A 21,392-nucleotide genomic window follows, 5' to 3' on the forward strand; every position below is an offset into this window, starting at 1 on the left:
GGCAGCTTATGAGAATTGCAATTATCACTGCCATGGAAGAGGAAATGGCTCCATTTCGTAGTGAATCACGAATTACATCAAGATCACAGGTGGGCAAGGTCATTGTTGAAGAAGCGATTTACCGGGATAAACCTCTTATTCTGGTAGAGAGCGGTATTGGCAAAGTCAATGCAGCCGTTGCGGTTACGCTGCTCATTGAACGGTTTCAACCGGATTTGATCATCAATGCTGGATCATCGGGTGCCTTTGCTGAAGGGTTAAAGGTGGGAGACGTCGTTGTCGCTACACAGTACAGATATGGCGATGTCGATGCGACCTGCTTTGGATATGAGCATGGCCAGGTTCCGCAGATGCCGGCGAAATACGATCTGAACAGTGACTGGGTAGATGTAGCGAGACAAGCTGCTGCCGAAGCAGAGCTGCCGTATGCCCTAGATTTCGGATTAGTACTGACGCTGGATTCCTTCATGAGTGAATCCGAGCGAGTGGAATGGATTAAATCGACTTTTCCAACCGTCAAGGTATCAGACATGGAAGGGCTCGCGATTGTACAAGCTGCTGCTCAATATGGCATTCCGGTGATAGCTGTCAAGGCAGTATCCGATATTACCGGCCATGGCGCAGATTCGGCCGACAGCTTCGATAATAATCTAAATGACGTTGCGAAGCATGCCGCGCATTTTACTGAACTGCTGGTGCAGCAGATCCAGTCGATCGCCGTGTAGCAATATTAAATAATTCTGAACCGCAAGCGGTATGTCTTGATAAGACGTGCTGGTTGCGGTTTTCTTGTCGTAAGTACCGTTCACAGGAAAGTGTGGCGATTTCACAACAATGTCCATATCAGACTACCGACCACGACGATCTGTCCGGGCTGTTTATTCATCGTTCTTCTCCTCACCATACCCGATAAAGTGCTGCAATAACTCTTTCTTGATTGCATCCTCGGCAAAAGAGGCTTGGATGGCTTCTACGTTCATCTTCTGAAAATCTTCTGGTTCAAAATGAAAGTGTTCTGCCAAACGTGCATATTCGTAGGACAAATTCGTATTGGATACCGTAGTATTATCCGTATTTATAGTTACAGCAAGACCAAGATCGTAGTATCTGCGGATTGGGTGTGATGCTTCATCTGAAGCAGCTTTTGTCTGAATGTTGCTTGTGAAGCACATTTCGAGAGCAATTCTTGATGCTCGAATTTCATCGAGCAACTCCAGATCCTGTTCTAGTCGAACGCCATGGCCAATGCGCCTAGCATGTAGAGAATCTACTGCGTCACGAATGCTGTCTGCACCAGCAGCTTCTCCGGCATGAATGGTAATCGGAATGTCTGCTTGATGGGCAGCTTCGAATACCGCCTGGTGGAGCAACGGAGGAAATCCTGCTTCATCGCCGGCAAGATCAATACCGACGACGCCATGCAGATAGAATTTCTTCGCAAGCTCAAGAACCTGTAAATTCATCTCTACGGGATGGTTGCGAATACAGGTTAGGATGAGTCGAGCAATCGTTCCAGTGTTCGCTTCACCAAGTTGCATGCCTTGTAGCACGGCATCTACTGTTTCTTCTAATGTTAATCCTTGTTCAAGATGGAGCTGAGGGGCAAATCGGATCTCTATATATTTGACCTGAGCGCTAGCAGCATCTTCAACAGCTTCATAGGCTACGCGCTGTAAGCTAGTTGATGTTTGCATAACGGCTACAGGGAGCTGAAATTTTTCAAGATATTGTGTCAAACTGTTGCAGTGACCTTGCACTTGAATGAGTTCTAGCAATGCAGCCTCATCTTCGGGAATGGAAATATTAGCTTCGATAGCAAGCTCACGTACGGTAGAGGCGCGTAAGCCTCCATCCAGATGGTAATGTAATTCAACCTTGGGGAGCTGGTGCAATACGTGTTCAAGCTCTAACGAATGATTTGACATACGGGACTGGCCTCCTTCAATGCGAGTATTTATGATTTTGCTAATCTGATTTCATAATGCTAGTTGTATTGTAAGTCACATGCTTGGACTTTCAATGTCAAATCCCCCGTTGGATTTACCATCGGGGGTCTCAGTTAATCGAGGTGCATCCATTAAGGATGTCAGCGTAGCCTGTTGTTACGTTAACGAGGAACTTGAGTTCAAAAAACGCAAGCTGTCGGATGATCCAAAGCGCCAAACCGGCGGCCTATCCATCATTTAATATCAGAGTTACTTCGATTTCTTCTTTGCTGCAGACCTGCCTTGTTTCTTCGGATCATTCGATGGTGGTGCGGCATGCTGTGAACCGTTGGGCTTTATCGAATCGGTCATGTTCTTATGCTCCTTTCCTGAGATTTGAATTAGTTATATGCATATTTTCCTATTTCATCCAAAGACACTTGTAGTTTTTCATCTGTAATAAGATCTCTTTATTATGTCACGAACCACAGTTTAGAGTTACTACTATAATAGTAACCTAATGAACTTTTCAAATCAACCCCGAATTTGAATAAAAAAAGACGGATAGATTCGCTATAAAGGATTTTTCTGGAAAACATCCAATGAGATTAACAGGACGTCGACAGTGTGGTTAGTCATGAATCATGTGAAAGAAGAGAGGAGATTTTTGCAGGATGGGAGACGATAGTTCAATGCTAAAAGGCTGCAATATAGCAGCCGTTTAAAGTGGTGGGGATCTGCGAAATTTTCTAGTATAGGGCAACGGAGAGAGGGAAATCCGAATAAACGAAACAGAGGACTTTAAGCGCTGTTTAGACTCGTGTTTCGACTTATTAATACATGGGGGGATACCTGCTGTTTATGGCGAACTTGAGAAGAACTCTTGTAACTTAACCACGAAAGTATTTACATTCGGTTTACTCTCTGATGATATTCTCCTAATAATGATAATCTATTATTATTTTAAAGCGTTAACTACTAAGGAGGGTATATATGTTTAAGAAAATCTCTAAAAAAGTAATTCCTTTCGCTGTCGTGTCATCACTGGCGATTACAGCTTTGGTATCGGGTGCTGCACCGAGTTCAGCAGATTCTAAAAAAGTAGAAGATAAAAAGGTTAAAAACGTTATTTTCCTTATCGGTGATGGCATGGGGCAATCGTATACGTCTGCATATCGCTATATGAAAGATGATCCCAAAACACCCGTTAAAGAAAAAACAGAATTCGATACATATCTCGTTGGGTCACAAATGACTTATCCTGAGGACGAACATCAGAATATTACCGACTCCGCATCTGCCGCAACAGCCATGTCCGCAGGTGTAAAAACATACAATGCTGCAATCGCCGTTGATAATGACTTCACAGAAGTTAAAACGGTTCTCGAAGCAGCGAAAGAAAATGGTAAGTCTACCGGATTGGTAGCTACATCTGAAATCACACATGCGACACCTGCCGCTTACGGAGCACATGACATCAATCGCAAGAATATGGATGCCATTGCAGATGATTACTTCGACGAACTCGTCAATAAGAAACACAAAATTGATGTCTTACTAGGTGGCGGTTTGAACAATTTTGTACGTAAGGACAGAAACCTGACTGAAGAATTCAAAAAAGCCGGATACAGCTATGTAACAGATCGTGAAAGCTTGTTGAAGGACACAAATAGCCAAATCCTCGGATTATTCGCGCCTGGTGGATTGGATAAAATGATTGACCGCAACGAAAAGACCCCTTCACTACAAGAGATGACGAAAGCGGCCATTCAACGTCTTAGCAAAAATAAAGACGGATTTTTCTTGATGGTAGAGGGCAGCCAAATCGATTGGGCTGGACATGATAATGATGTCGTCGCATCCATGAGCGAGATGGCCGATTTCGAGAAGGCATTTAAAGAAGCGATTGATTTTGCCAAGAAAGATGGGAATACGTTAGTTGTTGCGACTGCTGACCATTCAACTGGTGGATTCTCGATTGGCGCCAATGGCATCTACAATTTTGATGTAGCTCCGATTAAAGCTGCTAAACGCACACCAGATTTCATGGCAGCAGAAATTCTTGCAGGTGCAACAGTTGAAGAAACATTGAAAAAATATATTAACTTAGAACTGACAGATGAAGAAATCAAATCCGTTAAAGATGCAGCTGCAACCAAAGATCAAACCAAGACTGACAATGCGATCGAAGCCATCTTTAATACGCGTTCCAATACGGGCTGGACTACTGGCGGCCATACTGGAGAAGATGTGCCGGTCTATGCTTTTGGGCCTGGTAAAGAGAAGTTCGCCGGACTTATTGATAACACGGATAATGCAAAAATCATTTTCAATATCATTGAAGGAAAAAACAAGTAACCTGTTCGTTAAGGGATAATTATACTAGACTTATATTACGAAGCGGATCTTTCCAACTTAGTTGGAGGACCGCTTCGTTTTTCATTCTTCACAATCTTATCAACCATATAAAATTGTCATTCTTCATTCAGCAAAAAAGAGGCTATCCCAAATGACAGCCTCTTGAAATCCTGACGTATCGTTTAATCGTCATTCTCTTCTTCGTTCATAGACCGCATCCGTACCTTCTCGACATCTGAGGCTTTCACAAAGGCGAAGCGGTGGTTGAAGAATATTTGGTAGAACTCTTCTTTGCCATTGACCAGTTTACTGGTCGCATATGGGTCAGTCGTGAACATCGGAGCATCGTAATAATCGCTTTTGTCTTTCTCCACAGCAATATAAGACTGTCCCTGAGAAATGGTGTACTGAAGCGGGATCAAGACATTCGGCGTGAGATCCGAAGGATATGCCGCTTCTTCCGGATAAGCAGCACCATAGACCGCAATGGAAACGGTGCCGGCTTTCGGCTTGACTAACATTCCCTTGCCTGAAACCGTATTCATTCCTTGCGGGTTATAGAACCAGGCTTTCTGTCCTCCGAACCAGATTGCAGTCCAATCTCCCTGCTTGTCGGCAAGTGCGAAGGACTGCCCTACGGTAGCTTTGGCGCCTACGCTGAAACCGTCTTTCTTATTTTGTGCGACAAGGGCAGGATCATCAATCAGTTCAGCGTTAAAGTCAGGCTCTTTGTATAAATAAACGAAGTTAGACGGCTGAGCAGGAGCATCATTGATATCTGGCTGATTGGTCTTAAAGTCAGGCTTGATTGTCACAATATCTTTGGACCCATGCTTGGAGCGGATCGGTGCTCCAACCAACTCCATGTAGTGCTCCCAATCCCAGAATGGACCGGGATCCTGATGCATAACCTTTTGACGCGCCGGAGTTAGACCTGGTATTTCATTATGACCGATAATGTGGGCCCGATCGAGTGGAATATCGTATTTCTCCGCCAGATAACGAACCAATGCAGCTGAAGAACGGTAAAGTCTTTCTGTGAACCAGGTTGCTCCTTCCATAGCAAAGCCTTCATGCTCTAAGCCGATGGAATGCATATTGAAATACCAATTGCCTGCATGCCATGCTACATTCTTGTTCTTGACCATTTGCGTAATCTGTCCGTCGGAGGAACGGATAACATAGTGGGCGCTGACGTAAGAGTCCGGATTGGTAAATATGTTGAGCGTATCCTGATAGGTTTCTTCGGTATCATGAATGACAATATAACGGATATCAGGACCAAATTTAGGACGGTCGGCAAGATCGTAATTGGAATAGTCCGAAGGGTCATCCCCGTTCTGCTGATAGGCTGCAGGAACAAAACTGCAATGGAGATTACGAGGGCACTCGGCGGCTTCGGGCTTCGTTGGGCGATGATACATTTTTTTCACGGAATCAGGGTTAGGCTTTATTTCTTTGGATGTCAGACTGAGAAGTTGTCCTTCCGAGGTTTGCCGCGATATTCCCTGCTGAACCGTATCAAATACATTATTGGCAAACTCCATGGCTGCCTCTGACTCTTGAGAACCACTGTATTCGGCAACAGCACCATACCAGTCGGATTCCGACACAGGAAGTTCACCGAGTGTTTCTTGCGCATAATTCGCTAGTAATGCTGCTCCTCCCCGAATGTTGCTCACAGGATCCCGCTTCAATAATTCCGGATCGACGTTCAATAGCTGGGCCGCCTCCGACAACGTATGAAGGCTCGGATCGTTCAACAAAGTCGATGTTCTATCCCCGTCGCCTGTTCCCTTATAGTCTTCGTTATTCTGTTGCGTATAGTCGGTCAAATGCATAACACCGTATCCGCCTGAAGTACTGGGCTCACCATGATGATGCTCCCACCTGGAAAGGTTGTAGGAAACGGACATTAAAATGCTCACTGGCACACCAAACTCATTAGCAGCGGATTCGAAGGCTTCCTGCAATGAATTCGTCTGGTCTTGCTCCGCATAGACAGAAGGCACGGACTTGATAGAAACAGGAACTCCAGGTATGAATCCGGCAGCCACCAGTAAGGCGACTGCAAGAGCGAGCGACAGCTTGTTCCATTGGATTGTTCGAAGCAGTTTCAATATTTTCCCTCCAAAATAATAATGATGATGATGACTCCGATTGATTTCGCACCTCCATTTCTAATATATTTTTATGAAATTAAAACATGAACAAAATTTAAATATCGAAATATTATTTCATAAGACAATTGAATCGGAGTTGGATGTACTCCAGGTGGTGTTAAGGAGTAGTTCTTCGATTGTTGCAGTTTAATAGATGTTTATATAGACTGGTATCTGTTGGATGAACATTCTATTAAAAATGCTTACAAGGTAATGAGGAGGAACTAGTTTTGAATCATTTCACGATATTTGCATCGAGGAACGACATTGACGATATTGAAGCGAAAATACTAGACGTTTTTGTTAAGGGCTTTGACGTTAAGGTTAACGAGAATGAATATTTTATCAAGTCCAAGACGTTGTTCAACAAACACAAAATCACGATCAGAGTCGCAACTGAAGAAACAAGTCCCGAGTATTTCTCGCGAAATATTCCAGGAATGATGGGGTTCTATGATCGGATTCCTTTTGAAGACGAGCATCTTAAAGGGTTAGTGATGACACAAATATCTGTCTTAAACACGATGTTTGCCATCGAATCGGAGAAGGAAATAAATGACGGGCTGATGCAACTCTTTACGAAGCTGCTATCGGAAATTGGCGGGATCGGCTTTTTGATAAACGGAATTTTACTCGATCAAGAAGGAGAAGTTATTGTTTATCCTGACGGCAGCTCAGGTTCGGCTGACTTCAGACCTCATGCCGCTTCTAGAAAAGTACTGGGGCCAGAGATCACATCTGAGGAAGGCGAACAACGAAAAGACAGGAGTATAGCCTATTTACATGAAAGGGGTATTCCGTATATTACCTGGATGCCTCAGCTGCCACCATTAGTAGAATGTCAAATTAAAACGCAGGAAGAGATAGCAAAAAGAGCTGTCGCCTTATTAATTGTGATCCAATACGCTTGTGATGTGGCTCAATCCCTGGATATCCATGAGTCCAAAAATTTCTTTATAGGCATGCTGCAAAAATATGGTGTTGAAGATGATTTGACTGAGAATGAAAGAAGATTTTTGCACGATGATGAACCGGATGTGCAGGATGCAGTCAATCTTGCCTGGCAATATGAAGCATATTGGACGCTTATTTGGGCATTGGGTCTTATAGATACACTTGAATTCCCTGACCAGGTATGCGACTGTGATCATGCGATTCAAATCGTCTCTAACTGCGAATCGTTCGAACAGTTCTACCAGACAACGACGATGCGCAGCAGACAAGAAATTTTGGATGAGGCAGATAAAATGTATAGACTCCATTGGGCATGTGTAAATAGCAGGATTAAAGGAGAAGAAGCTCCTGCCGGCATGCAAGAAAGTATCGTGATAGAGCGACGTAGGGGACTGTTCTGGATAATCGGCCATCGGGATGAACAGTGGGACGAAATTTCGATGGACACCTAGAATCAAGATCACAACATATCTACTAGGCGAACATCAAAAGCTAAACGCCAGGATTGCCTTGAAAGACACTTCATTCCACGAAAATGCGGCTTATTTATTTAATGTCCTCAAGTTCTTGTCATTTTTATTCGACAGGATCTTGGGGACTTTACCGTTTTTACCGGAATTTTATTCCCCTCCGGGTATAAAGTTTTTGTTGTACAAATTGAACTTTTATAACCTCTAGGGTCTCTTATCTATGAAAAGGGGAGAGAACATGAACGTAAGCCATCTTGTCAGACGAGCCCAAAAGGGCAACAAAGAAGCTTTATTACAACTTATCATGGCTGATCAGGACGCTTATTATCGTCTTGCGTATACCTACATGGGAAACGAGCATGATGCGATGGATGCCATGGAAGACATGATTGTTACACTGTATGAAAAGATCGATCAATTGCAAAAGGGCGAAGCATTCTACAGCTGGAGCAAAACCATTCTCGTCAATCGGTGCAAAACATTACTCCGCAAAAAAGGGCGGTTTTACCCACTTGATGACGAACAAGAACGTTCCCTTGCAGCATTCACTGACGATAATCCATATCGCCATACAGAGTCTGAGATGGACATGCAGGTTCTATTATCTCATCTCAATGCACAGCAGCGGGAAGCGATTGAACTTCGATATGTTCATGATCTACAGTACCAGACGATTGCAGACATGACCGGCGCGCCGCTCGGTACCATCAAATCAAGAATCTCACAAGGCATACTTAAATTGAAAGCCATGATCGGAGGTGATCGTTATGGAGACGATCGAGGAGAAATTAGAGGAATATAAGGAGCAAACGGTGAATCAGATGCATGTGCCGTCCGACCTTGAGGAGAGACTACGGAATGCGCTGCTTCGTGTTCCCAAGAAAAAGAGAAGCAAGACGAAATTGGTGGCCTGGATCTCATCAGCAGCTGCAGCGATAATACTCATGGTTGGCGTTTACGAGTATCCTGCATTAGCTTATTACTTTAACATCAACTTGAACACGCTTAGTTTTGCTGAAGTGGTGGAGCAGGGTTACGGCCAATCTGTTGACAAAAGCATAACGCTTCAAGACGGCACGGTCGTTACAATTCAAGGAGTCATTGCTGACGATAATGTTTTTCGCATGTATTACACCATTGATCGACCTGCAGGCATTGCGTTTACGGATGATGATTTTCGTCGATATGGATTCGAGAACTTGCGAGGATTCTTAACCAATTCAGATTCGCTAAGAGGCGGCGGCGGACTAGGCAAGACCAAGAGCCAGTTCGTCGGAGATCATGATTTCAAGCCTGTTAGCCCATTTGCTCGCACCCTTACTGTGACATTTACGGAATGGTTGGATAATGGGAAAAAGCTATCTTATCCGATCACCTTCAACTTTGAAGCAAATAAAGCAATGAAGAGTATCATTAAAGAGGATCTTTCTGAATCCATCGCTGTTGATAAAGGGACGATTCATTATGATTATATTACAGCTTCCCCAACGTCAACCATCGTGAAGGGACACTATGAATTAGAAGAGTATCCGAGATTTTCAGGTGAAACCAAGCTGTATGTGAATGGAACAGAAGTAGGCAGGAGTGGAGCAGGGGGACGTAATCCTGACTTTCAACTTCAATTCGCCGCATTCCCTACGGATAATATTCATTCCATTGAGCTTGTCCTCGAAAATTTCGAAGGATATCACAAAATCAATGAACCCATCTTGCTTGCGTCACCTTCCGATCGATCGATCAGAGTCGGAGATGAAAAGTTGTGGATTCGCAGTGTGACGAAAACCGAAACAGGCTATGATATCGTCATTGCCAGAAATCAGTTTACGTTCTTGGAAAAGGATAATTTATCCATCCAAGCCGGAGGTCACGTCGTTCCGGTATCATCGATCTCTGAAGAACGTCCTTGGGATTTGAAGAATGGCAATATAATGTGGGAGCAGACGTATTCTTTCAACACCATGGACAAGCCGGAATTCCTCCTGGTGGACGGGTACCAATATATTAAAACCTACAATAAGAAAATATCGATACCTGTAGATAACAAAAAATAAACCATGCTCTAGTACCCGGAAGATAGACACTTTTGAAAAAAGAGTGGCTGTTTTCCGGGTTTTACATCTCTTGTAGTTCAAAGAATTATTTCTGGCCTTCTGCATCTAATTGCTTTCGAATCGACTCAACTGTGTATATGAAAGATTCAGCTGCTTTGTAGGCATCGAGAGCTTGTTCAAGACGCTTGATATGCTGGTTAAATTCGTTTGGACTTTCAGAATATTTTACTAACATACGTGCGTTAAAAATTAGATCCTCACGGGCTGCCTTGATAGCACGGCCATGCTCTTTCTCTATCATTTTGACGGCCATGTGTGTATATATTGCTGAAAATTCTTTATCCTCAATGTGCTGCTCTCTTGCAGCAAGATCACTTTCGCTAATTTCCCAATCGCCAGAATCGGTTTTGGTTGCCGCTAAACGACCGTCATTAATCATGTTAAGAATCGTCTTGTAGTGAACTCCGAGCATTATCGATGCTTCCTTTGCATTCATTAGCCTCACCCTTATCCTTATTTATCCTTATAATAATTGACACTTGAGGATATGTAAAGAAAGGATATTTCAATCCAAAGTTGGAAATAAGGATGCGGATTTCGATAGTTTAAGCTAACGGATTGGTAGGATATATCAATAAAAAAAGGGGATTATTGTTAAATAAAGAATATAGAATGAAACACCAAAAAAGGAGATGGATTCATGAAAACGGAACTCGTAGTGCAGATCGACGAACCGTGGCAAAAAGAATCAGTGGAAGAAGTTGCGCGCCGCTTCGAATTATTGAACCCTGGAGTGAAAATAATTGTTAAAGTTGTTCCTAACGACGATATCCGTACAACCCTTTACACGGGGGAATCCAATGCCGATCTAGTACAATTGTTTAACGGAGACATCGTCGATTGCAGTAAGGATGGACTATTGCTTGATCTTCGAGCATGGCTAAGACAGAATCATGAATTAGAAAGTTTGTTTCACCCTGCGATCTTCCGCCTGATACAGCCTGACGGACGAGTTGCAGTGCTTCCATTAAGCGCCAGTATGAAAGGCATTTTCTATAACAAGCAATGGTTTGACAAGGCTGGTATTCCTTACCCAGAAGAAGGTTGGACTTGGAATGATTTTATGGAGATAGCGATTAGGCTACAGCGTGCGAATGTGCACAAAGAAGAATGTTTTGCAGCTCGAATCTCGTTTCACCGCGAGTATATTGGTCTTCTACTGCTCACGGCAGGGACAGATTGGCTGTCCCCCGATAAAAGAAGAGCCTCCGGGTACGCTAACAATGCGCAAGCTGTGCAAGCTGTGCAATGGGCAGTTGATCTTGTCCGCAAACACCAAGTTGCACGGGCGACCCAAGAGTATTTTGCGAACAGCGATTTGATTCGTAACGAAGCCGGGATGATTCTTGATTACTACGTTATGTTGCATGAAATCCAACCTCATTTGAAGGAAGATCTTGGTGTCGCGGGATTGCCGCAATTTATCGATGGACATAGGGTGAACGAGCCATGGGTTTGCGGGTTCGGCATTTCGTCCAAAACCGTTAACCCTGAATTAGCCTGGTCTTTCCTATGTGAATTGACTTGTACCAACAATGAATTGACCCGGCTTGTGTCAGAAGGGTCAATTACTCCGCTTCGCTCCGTATATTCAGAGGTAAGTCAAGACAGTGATCCTTTGCGTAATGCCATACTGGCGGAACTCGAGAATAGTGCTCAACTTCCGATCTCGTCAGGGAACACTTCACTGTATTCATTGTTGGACGACTATGTGAATCCTGCTTTGGCCCGTATTGTGTTCGAAGGTGCCGACGTTAAGGGGACGCTGGATGATTTAGCTATCGTGCTGGACGGTAAACTTCAAGAGCACTTTTCGACACCTTTGTTAAGTTGAGCAAACCAGTAAATCACAAAGCAAAATTACTCTCTGATCTGTTAAATAGGGGGATTTATTGAATGATTATTCTAATTAGTGGAAATAGCAGAACTGGTAAGACACTTATGTCTCAAAAATTACTTGAGAAATATCAAATACCCTATTTATCTATTGATCATTTAAAGATGGGGTTGTATAGAGGAGACTCTGCGTGTGGTTTTACACCGCTTGATAGTACAGAACTTATTGGTGAGAAATTGTGGCCGATTATTAAAGGAATTATTATGACTAATATCGAGAATAATCAGAACATTATTATTGAAGGATGCTATATATTGCCTCATTTTATAAAGGACTTTGAAGTAGAATACTCTGAGAAAATCATATCAGTTTTCATTGGCTTCTCACAAAGATATATTGAAGAAAACTTCGCATCTAACATTGTGAAACATAGGAATGCTATTGAAGATCGGAGCTATTCAGAAGATGGGATAATTACTGATTACATTAATGACCATGATGCTTTTAGAAGGAAATGTCTAGACAGTGGTGTCGAATACTTTGAAATTGACAAAAACTATGAAGAAGAGATTATCAAGGTATATGATTTTATAGAGATTCAAAAACACGAGATTGATAGAAAATTCAAAGAAGGCGCTGACATCCTATAACAATGTGTTCACGCATCGGGGGACAAGCCCTCTCGGTCTCGGAAGATAATTCGGGGAAGCGATTGTTGGGACACATCCGCACCGACTAACCGCATTGTGGCCGCTCACTACGTTCGCTTAAGTCGGTAGGACGTCGTGAACACGGATACGTTATATGCAATTACTTGCAGAGCCAATGGGGAGGGTTATTTCCAAGTAGATGATTTCACTTATTATATCGATATTAATGTATCAATCTCCCACAGTTGTTTTTACTAAAGAAGAAATCGAGAAATATGAAGAGCTATCTAAATCAGTTAATGAAGGACGACTAAATGACTATTCTTTACAGTACCCCAAGTACCGTTTTCTCCAGTATTTATCATCGAAAGGAAACTATGTGTTTCACGGTTCTAATTATCGCAATATTGAAAGATTTGAACCACGCGAACAGACGTTGTATAACAATGAACTAACTACAGCTGTGTTTGCAACGACAGAACCAATATGGTCTATTTTCTATGCAGTATTTAATCGAAGTGCATTGATCGGGAGTTTTCGAAATGGATGTATCATAGGACGAAACAAAAAGTACCATTATTATTCAATAAATGAATCTACAATAAAAAACAATCCTTGGACGGATGGCATGCTGTACATACTACCTAAAGATAAATTTCATATGTCTGGACAAGAGAAAGTGCAATTTGATGAATGGATTTGCAATGAATATGTAACTCCAATAGGCAAGATAAGCGTATCCTTAGCAGATTTTTATTTCTTGAATAAAGTAGCAGTTCACAAAGATAAAGAGTCATTGTTTAGTACCTGGATATTCTATAAAGCACGAACTTTATTGGGGTACTCTCGGGTTCGTAAATACAACAACGTTATATGAAAGGGACGCAAATTATTATAAAACCTCATAAAAATTTATGATTGAAACAATAAGAACACTTGTACGCAGAAGTGATAAAAGGTAAAATATAACTACAATTGAATCTTGGGTGGGCATGGTTTCCCTTCGAAAGGGGGTGAAGCCATGGAGGTAAAAGATGCAATAACGATTATGTTCCTATTTGGAATGTTCATACTTGCACTTTTAACATACATCAATAATAACAACAAGAGAAAGTAAAAACCCACCCTAGATTAGAAGCCGAAGGTGGGTTTTTGTTCCTAAATGAATTTGAAGGGAATATACCATCCAAGCCAATTGTACTGACCAAGTGTTTGCCGCACTTGGTCTTTATTAAATATATAATAACATACTTAAAAGATGTATCAAAAGAGAAAATGAATAAATAAGTTTAAGAATTTTTAAAGTGCATTGTTTAAGTAGCTCGAAGAAGGCATCCCCATCATATAACATCGTTTTCCTGCATCGCAGCATACGCTAATCGGTCCGCCCAAAGTAGAAGAAGCGTAATCATAACGGAGATCTTTCAGTAGCAGAGAAGCGATCAGCGGACACATCTGCAAGGCAAAGTGGCTACGCCACCCGGCGTTGTTCATGTTTCGCATATTGATCTGGCAGCTTAAGCCTTTTGACGTCAGGAACACACAAACGTTATCTGAAATTCATACAAAACCGTAAAAACATTAAAAACAATAAAGGACGATGAATATGATACTTGAAGTTGCAATGCTCCAAGTAAGACCTGGAATGACAAATGAATTTGAACAAAATTTTATTGTAGCTTCTAGGATTATTTCAAAGATGAAGGGCTATTTGGAACATGAACTGCAAAGATGTGTAGAAGACACGAATAAGTACATATTATTAGTCCGATGGGAAACCCTTGAAGATCATACAATAGTTTTTAGAGAATCAGAAGAATATAAGGAATGGAAAGAATTGTTACATCATTTTTATGATCCATTTCCGACAGTAGAACATTTCGAAATGATTGAATTTAGATATAGACAACCAATAATTGAAACGATAATTAAGAGAAACTCAACAAATTAGCATGTAGTTCAATGACGGCATGAACAGCAGATAACACCCTTTTCCCGCTGCGAGGCTTTCGCCCCTTGGTCTGCCCGAGGCAATTCGGTGAAGTAGATGCAGGCAGACAACCCTGAAAGGCTATGTGGAAGAGCCACCCGGCAGCAAGCTGCCTTAAGCCCTTCGGGTTCTGGAACATAACAACGCTTTACGTACCGCGAGACTTTTTATGGAGGTTATACATGGAGCTATTAGTAGTTGGTGATGTACATGGTTGTTATCATACTTTTACTAAATTAATTGATGAGCATTGGAATAGTGGTAAACAGATCTTAGTGCAATTAGGTGATTTAATGGATAGAGGGAAGTTCTCACCTGAGACAATTTTATATGCGATTGAATTACAAAAGAACAATCCCGATAAGGTATATTTTCTTAAAGGAAATCATGAGTTTGAAGCTATTATATTTAGAAGAAGGAAATGAGAATTGGTTAAAACAATGTGGACAAGAGACATTAAATCAATTTAAAAGAAAATCATTAGATCTAGTTCACTATATTTCTTGGTTAAAATCGCTACCTCTGTACTATGAAACGGATCATGCCTTTATCAGTCATGCAGGTATTTCTTTTGCAGCAGAAAATCCATTTGAAGAATCTCATCCAGAAAGCGTCTTGTGGAATAGGGGACAACTAAAGAATATTGGTAAACTGCAGATTATCGGGCATACACCTTGTAAATCAGGTAGGGCAGAATTTGATAGTGTAAGCAATACTTTGAATATAGATACAGGGGTATATCTGCCTAAAGCGCTTACAGCCGTAAAAATAAATGATGAAGGTAAAATAGATGAAATAATATTGGTACCAACGCTATCTGTTGATGTAACCGCTTGAAAAGATATTCTAAGTTCATAGTAGATTCATAGACAATTCAAATTTTGATGAGTAAATTGAAAGGTGAATTACTTAGGATTCCACATCGGAGAAAGGATGTATAACAATGATGACACAAAAAGAAATGATACACATCGTACAATCACAGCTTGCAATTGACCTAAACTGTACAATTGACGACTTGAACAGAGAAAAAGACAGTGTAATTTTTGTAGACGCGAAAGAAAATCCCGGACGTAGGCCGTATCCGAGAAAAGAGCGGTATTTTGAAATTTTGTCCATGGGCAAATCAATTGTGGTATCGGCTACGCCGGAACGACTGTCTATTGCCAAAACGCATATGCAAGGAAAAGATAGGGATTCGATATTTTCATTACCATTTATCAAAGGGTTATATCTGCATTTTCTTCCTGATCTAGAAAAATTAATGCCAATGTCACCACCTGCAAATTTTTCATATGAAGTGGTTGAGAATGATGAGGTTTCCAAGTTAGTTGGGACTGAAGGATTTGATGATCCAATTAAACCTGATATGATTCGTCCTTATCAAACTGTATTAGTCGTACTTGCAAAGAAAAATGATAAGATTGTGGGCATGGCACAGGCGTGCAATGTATCTTCGACGATGTGGAAAATTGGTATAGATGTACTACCTGAATACCGTCAATTAGGGTTGGCAACTTATCTTGTGAACAGCTTAACTTTTGAAATATTAGATCGTGGTCGTGTACCAATTTATGATGTTATCTCAAGCAATATTGCCTCTCAAAGAGTAGCATATCGGGTAGGGTATTATCCGGCGTTCGTGACTGATTGGCGAGTTGATTTTAAAGATTTTGAAACTTTCTCTTAAAAGTATGTGTGCGCGTTAGTGTAATGTATTTTCAGGATTTGTTTAAACTTAAAACATTTCCTATGGAAACTGGCTTTTTTCCATTCGAAGAAGCAATAATGATGGTCACCTTTATGAACTTCAGGGACCGAATTGAATAGTGTTTAAATAAAGATGAAAGTTGATGTAAGTAACATAAGCATGATACAACAAAGAAAAGGATTCAGCGGATAGCCCTAAAGGGGTTCGTCCATTAAAACTCATAAAGGATGATAAGAATGCGGCAACGCGCTCAGGCAATTATTATTAGAGATGGAGCAATGTTATTTGCATATGGAATTGTGTCCAGCAACAATGAATTACGTCATTCCTTTATTGGTGGTGGAATAGAACAAGGTGAAACTCCAGAGGAAGCAGTGTTAAGAGAACTACGGGAAGAAGCACATATTGATGGTCGAATTATCTTTAAGTTTAATCGTGAAATAATTGAGAATCATCATACGTTCTTAATTCATATCGGGAATCAGAGTTATAGGTTAGGAACAGATCCAGAGGAAGAGCACCTACCATTAGAGGAGCGAAATCTTAAGGATCTGATTTGGATATTATTTGAGGATAGACATTTATTTACTAGCATCGACAAAGAGTATATCGAAAGGCTAATTGAAGAATGTAAAGAACGGGAATATTACCCTGAGTGGATAGATGATATACAAGAAATTAGCTTGCCACTCAGACCATAAACCAGAATAAATAAGAATAGTGAAAGAGGGACTTAGCGAAGAAGCAACTGACTTCACCGAAACCGTATCTACGCGGTGGGCCGTTCGGGGGATTATAGGATCGCATAAGGAAGGTGAGAATCTAAAACCACTAATGCATGAATTAGAATGGATGGAGAGTTGATTCGAAAAAGCGTTGCTGCTCGACCCTTCGAGTCGCCTCGCTTGGATTGAATGCGAGAACCTTAAGAAATTTCGGATTCGGGAAGATAAAAACGTTAAATGAAATAGACGCATAACCAAGAAATCTTAAGAATTAAGGAGATGTCACTTGACCATCACTACTGAGATTGTAATCCTCAAGAAATTGAATATTCTAGGCATTCCTTGCAAAGGTCTCACTAATATGGGTGATAAAGTTGGAAATGCAGTAAAAGAATTAATGGAACAACTAAAAGACGTAAAAACATGGAATGAAAAACCTTGGTTTGGGGTTTTTCAACCATGTCCTGAGGAAGTAGAGAATGAAGAACTAATCTATTTTGTATGTATAGAGACTGGAGGGACAATTGTGCAAGGAAACTATCCAGGGAGATTACAACAAATAACAATTCCTGAACAACGATACATGGTGCTTCATAAGGGAAAAGATGATTCTATCAAAGATGTATACAGTGGACTCAATAACTTCTTAATCGAGAGAAATGAATTACAGAACAGTGAAAGTCATTGCTATATTCTCGAATTCCCAGTTGATGAATTGTGGGAATCAATTCAAGTATATGTCCCAATTAAGTGATATTGCGAGTGATTCAAGGAAGGCGGCTACATCATATAAATATCGCATTGACGGTGCGGGTCGGCAAGTTAACCCTTGGTCTGCCAAGGGATATCTAGACAACCGAGATAGAGGATTCGTGAATGTGGTAACGGAGGATTTTAAATGAAAAAAATTATCTTTTTTACATTTTTGATCGGATTGTTCGCAGGATGTAGTCATTCAAAACCACCTGATTTTCAAGGGAGAATTATTGACATTAAGGAATCTCGTGTCCTAGTAGTCTCGAATGTGTCAATAAAAGAACTAGAAACAAGAACACAAACACAATTATTAAATGATAAGGCACCAAACGCTGTATGGATCAATGTTAGTAGCATAAATAAATATAAAGTTGGTCAACTCTTGGAAGTTTGGTATCAAGGTGGTGTCGATACTTCATATCCAGCTCAGGCCGGAGCAAAGAAAGTGGAAATTATTGAGGAACCGAGGAGATTACTTTGAGTGAATAAATTCGTGAACTGCGATCATTAGTAGGAACCTGGCCCCTTATTTTAGTCGGTTCGGTAGTAAGGTTAAAGGCAAACCTCAAAAAATTTAAAAACCTAGAACAGGAGTAATAAATGAAGAAAATTGGTATTATCGCGGCTTGGGAGCCTGAACTTCAATATTTGTTAAAGCATTATAAACCAATTAAAACTGAAACAGTTGCTGCATGGACTTTTTATACTCATCAGTTAGCCAATTTACATATTATTTCGGTAGTAGCTGGAGTCGGAAAGGTCAAGACAGCTAGTTGTACACAATTACTGATTACTAATTATTTTCCAGATGAATTATTTATGACTGGAATATGCGGAGGGTTATCAGAAGAAGTTAGCGGTGGAGATATTATTATTGCAGAAAAAACGATACAACATGACGTTACAGACGCTGGTATCTCTAGTGACCCATTGGATGCATACTTGGGAAGAAGTAGTATTATTGATTCAACTCAAGTGATCATTTCTATGTTTAAAGAATTTACAAAGAATACTGCAGAGCGAGTACATTTTGGAACGTTTGTTTCGGGCGATCAGCGAATACGTGATAATGAAATAAGCTATAAGTTGATGACAGAATTTGCAGCGATTGCAGTTGATCAAGAGCTAGCAGCTTTTGCTCATGTTTGTTATCTAAACAATATTAATTTTATGGGTCTTAAATCAGTATCAGATAAAGCAAATACAAACACCATAAATGATCAAAAGCTGTTCATACAAAAAGCTTGTATAAACTCTTGTAAAATATTAATTGATTTTTTGGATTATAGGCAGAGAAAATTCGATGAAGGCCTTGGCATTAGATAACACCGTGTTTCTGCTGCGGGGCTTACCAAGCAGACAGTCCTGGAGGCTAAGTGGCAGGGCCACCCGGTCGGCTGGTGCTCCATTAAGCCTCTGTGGATCGGGAAATCAACAACGTTATCTGAAACCAGTGTAACAAACTATAATAAATATTTTGGAGGCGAGATCAAGATGGAAAGAGTAAAAATATCTGGACCTACAATGGTCTTACTTGTAAGAGATATCGAAAAATCAATTGAGTATTATAAGAGACTTGGATTTAGTTATGAACTAGTCGGAGGTCCGGACGTACAACATGTTCATATGAATAGAGATTCTGTTACATTTATACTCCATCCAGCAAAGAATCCTGATGATGTAAAACCGTTCTCATCGGTTGATGGAGGATTATATTTTGATGCATTCTGTTATACAGATGTTAGAACGCTTCTAGAGGAATTTAGAACTAAAGGAATAGATATAGTTAAAGGGCCTGATTTAAATGACTTTTTTAGTGAATTTACTATTCAAGATATTGATGGGTACAGAATATCATTTGGAGGGTAATTTTACTTATAACATTAGAGATTGGATTATTAATAAAGAACTTTGTTAGTAATTCTAAGAAGGCACTGGCATCAGATTATCACACCGTTTTCCCGCAGCGGAGCTGATCATGCACTAAACCGTGTCGCGTTCAGTCACCTACGGCTTAAAAAACGATTGAAGGGTGATGAGAATTGTGGGTTCAAGAATAATGCACGTGATTATTGCTAATAGAATTGCAGAGTGTCTGTCGATGGAAGATAAAACACCGTTTTTATTTGGAAGCATTGCTCCAGATGCTGTGTCAACAAAAGATATATCACATTTCTTTAAAGGTGAGGTACGAGATTATTCAAGATACATTGATTATAAAGGATTTTTACATAAATATAGTTCGCTAGTAGAAAGCCATTATGTATTGGGGTATTTTACACATTTAATAGCTGATGATATATGGCTCAAAGGTTTTAATCTTCCTTGGTTAAGAAACAGAATGGAAGTTAATAAAGAATTATATAGTTCGTACCATAATGATTTCCGATTACTTAATGGGAAATTACTAGAATACTATGGATTTACAGATGAATTGAGAAAAATGCTCAGTTATCTTCCTACAATCATTGATTTGCAAGAGGTAAAGTCCAAAGATGTTGAAGAATTCATTCCTTATGTTTTAGGTGATATGGAGTACGATAACGAAGTTTTACATGAAAAACTTAATGTTTTTACGTTTGATCAGATAATTGGTTATATAGAGACATCAGTTGAAATAGGGTTATTGAATATAAAACCTATACTAACTTAATATTCAAGAATCATTTTGAAAGGGGTATCGTCTATGAATATGAATAACGAAGTTGAAGTTGTACAATTACAAGAAAAGAAGTTTGTTGGAGTTGCAGTGACTTCCGCATTTGCAAACCATGATCCAAGACGAGTTGAAGAAGCAAAGCATGTTTTCTTAAATCGGAAAGATGAAATAACGGAAATTATTAACCCATTAGAATACGTTTGTTTGAGCTTTACATCAGAGACATTGTTTACATATCTAATTTGCATGGAAGTAACGGAGCTGAAAGAGGTTCCAGCTGGCATGCTAGGATTCTCAATTCCTGCTCATAAATACGGTAAAACAAGATCGGAAGATGATCCATATGCGGAAACACATCATTATTTACAAGAGAATGGAATCAGCAATAACAAGAGAGCAATGGCCATAGAAGTCTATAAATTTGAAGACCCACAGTGGCCTAACAATGTAGATGTTTATATTCCAATTGAAGAATGATTCTGATTTGGAGATGCCGCTGGCCTTAGATGAGGTGATATGGGTCGGGAATTCAATAACGTTATATGAAAGTAATGCAAAGCATTGAAAACAATATCAACGAAAGAGAGAGTGAGTCCTGTGAAAGTAGTTGAACTCAAAGAAATGAAGTTAGTTGGATTCAGAGTATTATCTCCTGGTGACCAGTATGTCAGTGAAATCCCAAAGGCTTCTTTCATACTTAAAGATAGGCTGAATGAGATTAATCACGTTGTAAACCCAGTTAGACTCATTGGTGCATTTATCGTTGAGGACTCCACGGAAGAGGAAGATGGTTACTGGGTATGTGTTGAGGTAAATGACATTACACAAGTTCCTGAAGGGATGGTTTCTATCGTAGTTCCGAGTCAAAAATATGCAGTCCAAAGTCATAAAGGGCCTAATTATGAAATTAGAAATACATATGATAAGTTACATCGATGGATTGATGAAAATAAACATGAACGATCGCTAAGAACTTGGCATCTGGAAATTTCAGATGAATGGGGATACAGGGAAGTAAATAACTTTGTAGTAGACTTGTATGACACAATTAAATAGATTCTGAGCGTTGAATAACCTTAGTCCG

At 40.4% G+C, this 21,392-nt stretch carries 24 protein-coding genes; 21 read left to right on the plus strand and 3 right to left on the minus strand.

Features of this window, described 5'->3' with window-relative positions; translation table 11 throughout:
• The first annotated feature begins 8 nt into the window (after positions 1 to 8).
• Positions 9 to 725 (plus strand): 5'-methylthioadenosine/adenosylhomocysteine nucleosidase, encoded by a 717-nt coding sequence (locus tag ACFQZR_RS13230; protein WP_379346506.1) that lies wholly within the window; start codon positions 9 to 11, stop codon positions 723 to 725.
• Between the two features lie 153 nt (positions 726 to 878).
• Here the strand turns inward: ACFQZR_RS13230 and add are convergent, their stop codons facing one another.
• Positions 879 to 1,925, minus strand: coding sequence for an adenosine deaminase (gene add, locus ACFQZR_RS13235; protein ID WP_379346508.1), 1,047 nt, complete (start codon positions 1,923 to 1,925; stop codon positions 879 to 881).
• A gap of 993 nt (positions 1,926 to 2,918) precedes the next feature.
• Here add and ACFQZR_RS13240 point away from each other — a divergent pair.
• Positions 2,919 to 4,283 carry an alkaline phosphatase gene (locus ACFQZR_RS13240; protein ID WP_379346510.1) on the plus strand — a complete coding sequence of 455 codons (1,365 nt, stop codon included), beginning with the start codon at positions 2,919 to 2,921 and terminating at the stop codon, positions 4,281 to 4,283.
• A 182-nt stretch (positions 4,284 to 4,465) separates the two neighbouring features.
• On the opposite strand, the gene ACFQZR_RS13245 is transcribed toward ACFQZR_RS13240, so the two are convergent.
• Positions 4,466 to 6,403 carry an N-acetylmuramoyl-L-alanine amidase gene (locus ACFQZR_RS13245; RefSeq protein ID WP_379346512.1) on the minus strand — a complete coding sequence of 646 codons (1,938 nt, stop codon included), beginning with the start codon at positions 6,401 to 6,403 and terminating at the stop codon, positions 4,466 to 4,468.
• A 272-nt stretch (positions 6,404 to 6,675) separates the two neighbouring features.
• Between ACFQZR_RS13245 and ACFQZR_RS13250 the strand changes: the two genes are divergently transcribed.
• The 3 genes from ACFQZR_RS13250 to ACFQZR_RS13260 all read left to right on the plus strand — a co-directional run bounded on the left by ACFQZR_RS13250 (position 6,676) and on the right by ACFQZR_RS13260 (position 9,920).
• Positions 6,676 to 7,851: a DUF4272 domain-containing protein gene (locus ACFQZR_RS13250; RefSeq protein ID WP_379346514.1), complete on the plus strand. Its 1,176-nt coding sequence runs from the start codon at positions 6,676 to 6,678 to the stop codon at positions 7,849 to 7,851.
• Positions 7,852 to 8,107: 256 nt separating this feature from the next.
• Positions 8,108 to 8,671 (plus strand): sigma-70 family RNA polymerase sigma factor, encoded by a 564-nt coding sequence (locus ACFQZR_RS13255; RefSeq protein WP_379346516.1) that lies wholly within the window; start codon positions 8,108 to 8,110, stop codon positions 8,669 to 8,671.
• Positions 8,637 to 9,920, plus strand: a complete 1,284-nt coding sequence (locus tag ACFQZR_RS13260; protein ID WP_379346518.1) for a DUF4179 domain-containing protein — start codon at positions 8,637 to 8,639, stop codon at positions 9,918 to 9,920. The genes ACFQZR_RS13255 and ACFQZR_RS13260 overlap by 35 nt, the downstream gene beginning before the upstream one ends.
• Before the next feature lie 85 nt (positions 9,921 to 10,005).
• On the opposite strand, the gene ACFQZR_RS13265 is transcribed toward ACFQZR_RS13260, so the two are convergent.
• A complete protein-coding gene (locus ACFQZR_RS13265) occupies positions 10,006 to 10,416 on the minus strand; it encodes a helix-turn-helix domain-containing protein (protein ID WP_379346521.1) in 411 nt (136 codons plus the stop codon).
• A gap of 204 nt (positions 10,417 to 10,620) precedes the next feature.
• Here ACFQZR_RS13265 and ACFQZR_RS13270 point away from each other — a divergent pair, with 204 nt between their 5' ends.
• The 16 genes from ACFQZR_RS13270 to ACFQZR_RS13345 all read left to right on the plus strand — a co-directional run bounded on the left by ACFQZR_RS13270 (position 10,621) and on the right by ACFQZR_RS13345 (position 21,364).
• Positions 10,621 to 11,814, plus strand: a complete 1,194-nt coding sequence (locus ACFQZR_RS13270) for an ABC transporter substrate-binding protein (RefSeq protein ID WP_379346523.1) — start codon at positions 10,621 to 10,623, stop codon at positions 11,812 to 11,814.
• Between the two features lie 62 nt (positions 11,815 to 11,876).
• Positions 11,877 to 12,467: a 2-phosphoglycerate kinase gene (locus ACFQZR_RS13275; protein ID WP_379346525.1), complete on the plus strand. Its 591-nt coding sequence runs from the start codon at positions 11,877 to 11,879 to the stop codon at positions 12,465 to 12,467.
• A gap of 199 nt (positions 12,468 to 12,666) precedes the next feature.
• A complete protein-coding gene (locus ACFQZR_RS13280) occupies positions 12,667 to 13,344 on the plus strand; it encodes a hypothetical protein (RefSeq protein ID WP_379346527.1) in 678 nt (225 codons plus the stop codon).
• A 144-nt stretch (positions 13,345 to 13,488) separates the two neighbouring features.
• Positions 13,489 to 13,584 (plus strand): competence inhibitor ComI, encoded by a 96-nt coding sequence (gene comI / locus ACFQZR_RS13285; RefSeq protein WP_018759049.1) that lies wholly within the window; start codon positions 13,489 to 13,491, stop codon positions 13,582 to 13,584.
• Between the two features lie 489 nt (positions 13,585 to 14,073).
• Complete coding sequence (locus ACFQZR_RS13290; RefSeq protein ID WP_379346530.1) at positions 14,074 to 14,418, plus strand: antibiotic biosynthesis monooxygenase family protein; 345 nt, start codon at positions 14,074 to 14,076, stop codon at positions 14,416 to 14,418.
• Positions 14,419 to 14,639: 221 nt separating this feature from the next.
• Positions 14,640 to 14,882 carry a metallophosphoesterase gene (locus ACFQZR_RS13295; protein ID WP_379346532.1) on the plus strand — a complete coding sequence of 81 codons (243 nt, stop codon included), beginning with the start codon at positions 14,640 to 14,642 and terminating at the stop codon, positions 14,880 to 14,882.
• A complete protein-coding gene (locus tag ACFQZR_RS13300; RefSeq protein WP_379346534.1) occupies positions 14,845 to 15,294 on the plus strand; it encodes a metallophosphoesterase family protein in 450 nt (149 codons plus the stop codon). Before ACFQZR_RS13295 ends, ACFQZR_RS13300 begins: the two co-directional genes overlap by 38 nt.
• Positions 15,295 to 15,400: 106 nt before the next feature.
• Positions 15,401 to 16,147, plus strand: a complete 747-nt coding sequence (locus ACFQZR_RS13305; RefSeq protein ID WP_379346536.1) for a GNAT family N-acetyltransferase — start codon at positions 15,401 to 15,403, stop codon at positions 16,145 to 16,147.
• Positions 16,148 to 16,404: 257 nt separating this feature from the next.
• Positions 16,405 to 16,869, plus strand: coding sequence for an NUDIX domain-containing protein (locus ACFQZR_RS13310; protein ID WP_379346538.1), 465 nt, complete (start codon positions 16,405 to 16,407; stop codon positions 16,867 to 16,869).
• Between the two features lie 310 nt (positions 16,870 to 17,179).
• A complete protein-coding gene (locus ACFQZR_RS13315; RefSeq protein WP_379346540.1) occupies positions 17,180 to 17,647 on the plus strand; it encodes a GyrI-like domain-containing protein in 468 nt (155 codons plus the stop codon).
• Positions 17,648 to 17,791: 144 nt separating this feature from the next.
• The gene (locus ACFQZR_RS13320) at positions 17,792 to 18,130 is read left to right on the plus strand and encodes a YobA family protein (protein ID WP_379346542.1); all 339 of its coding nucleotides are present in this window, start codon (positions 17,792 to 17,794) and stop codon (positions 18,128 to 18,130) included.
• A gap of 119 nt (positions 18,131 to 18,249) precedes the next feature.
• Positions 18,250 to 18,975: a 5'-methylthioadenosine/S-adenosylhomocysteine nucleosidase gene (mtnN, locus tag ACFQZR_RS13325; RefSeq protein ID WP_379346544.1), complete on the plus strand. Its 726-nt coding sequence runs from the start codon at positions 18,250 to 18,252 to the stop codon at positions 18,973 to 18,975.
• A 168-nt stretch (positions 18,976 to 19,143) separates the two neighbouring features.
• The gene (locus tag ACFQZR_RS13330; RefSeq protein ID WP_379346546.1) at positions 19,144 to 19,518 is read left to right on the plus strand and encodes a VOC family protein; all 375 of its coding nucleotides are present in this window, start codon (positions 19,144 to 19,146) and stop codon (positions 19,516 to 19,518) included.
• 175 nt (positions 19,519 to 19,693) lie between these two features.
• A complete protein-coding gene (locus ACFQZR_RS13335; protein WP_379348835.1) occupies positions 19,694 to 20,302 on the plus strand; it encodes a hydrolase in 609 nt (202 codons plus the stop codon).
• A 33-nt stretch (positions 20,303 to 20,335) separates the two neighbouring features.
• Positions 20,336 to 20,785 carry a GyrI-like domain-containing protein gene (locus tag ACFQZR_RS13340; protein ID WP_379346548.1) on the plus strand — a complete coding sequence of 150 codons (450 nt, stop codon included), beginning with the start codon at positions 20,336 to 20,338 and terminating at the stop codon, positions 20,783 to 20,785.
• 120 nt (positions 20,786 to 20,905) lie between these two features.
• Positions 20,906 to 21,364, plus strand: a complete 459-nt coding sequence (locus ACFQZR_RS13345; protein ID WP_379348837.1) for a GyrI-like domain-containing protein — start codon at positions 20,906 to 20,908, stop codon at positions 21,362 to 21,364.
• Positions 21,365 to 21,392: the final 28 nt, after the last annotated feature.

It is taken from the genome of Paenibacillus sp. GCM10027629 (genome assembly GCF_042676425.1).
Lineage (GTDB): Bacteria > Bacillota > Bacilli > Paenibacillales > Paenibacillaceae > Paenibacillus_K > Paenibacillus_K terrigena.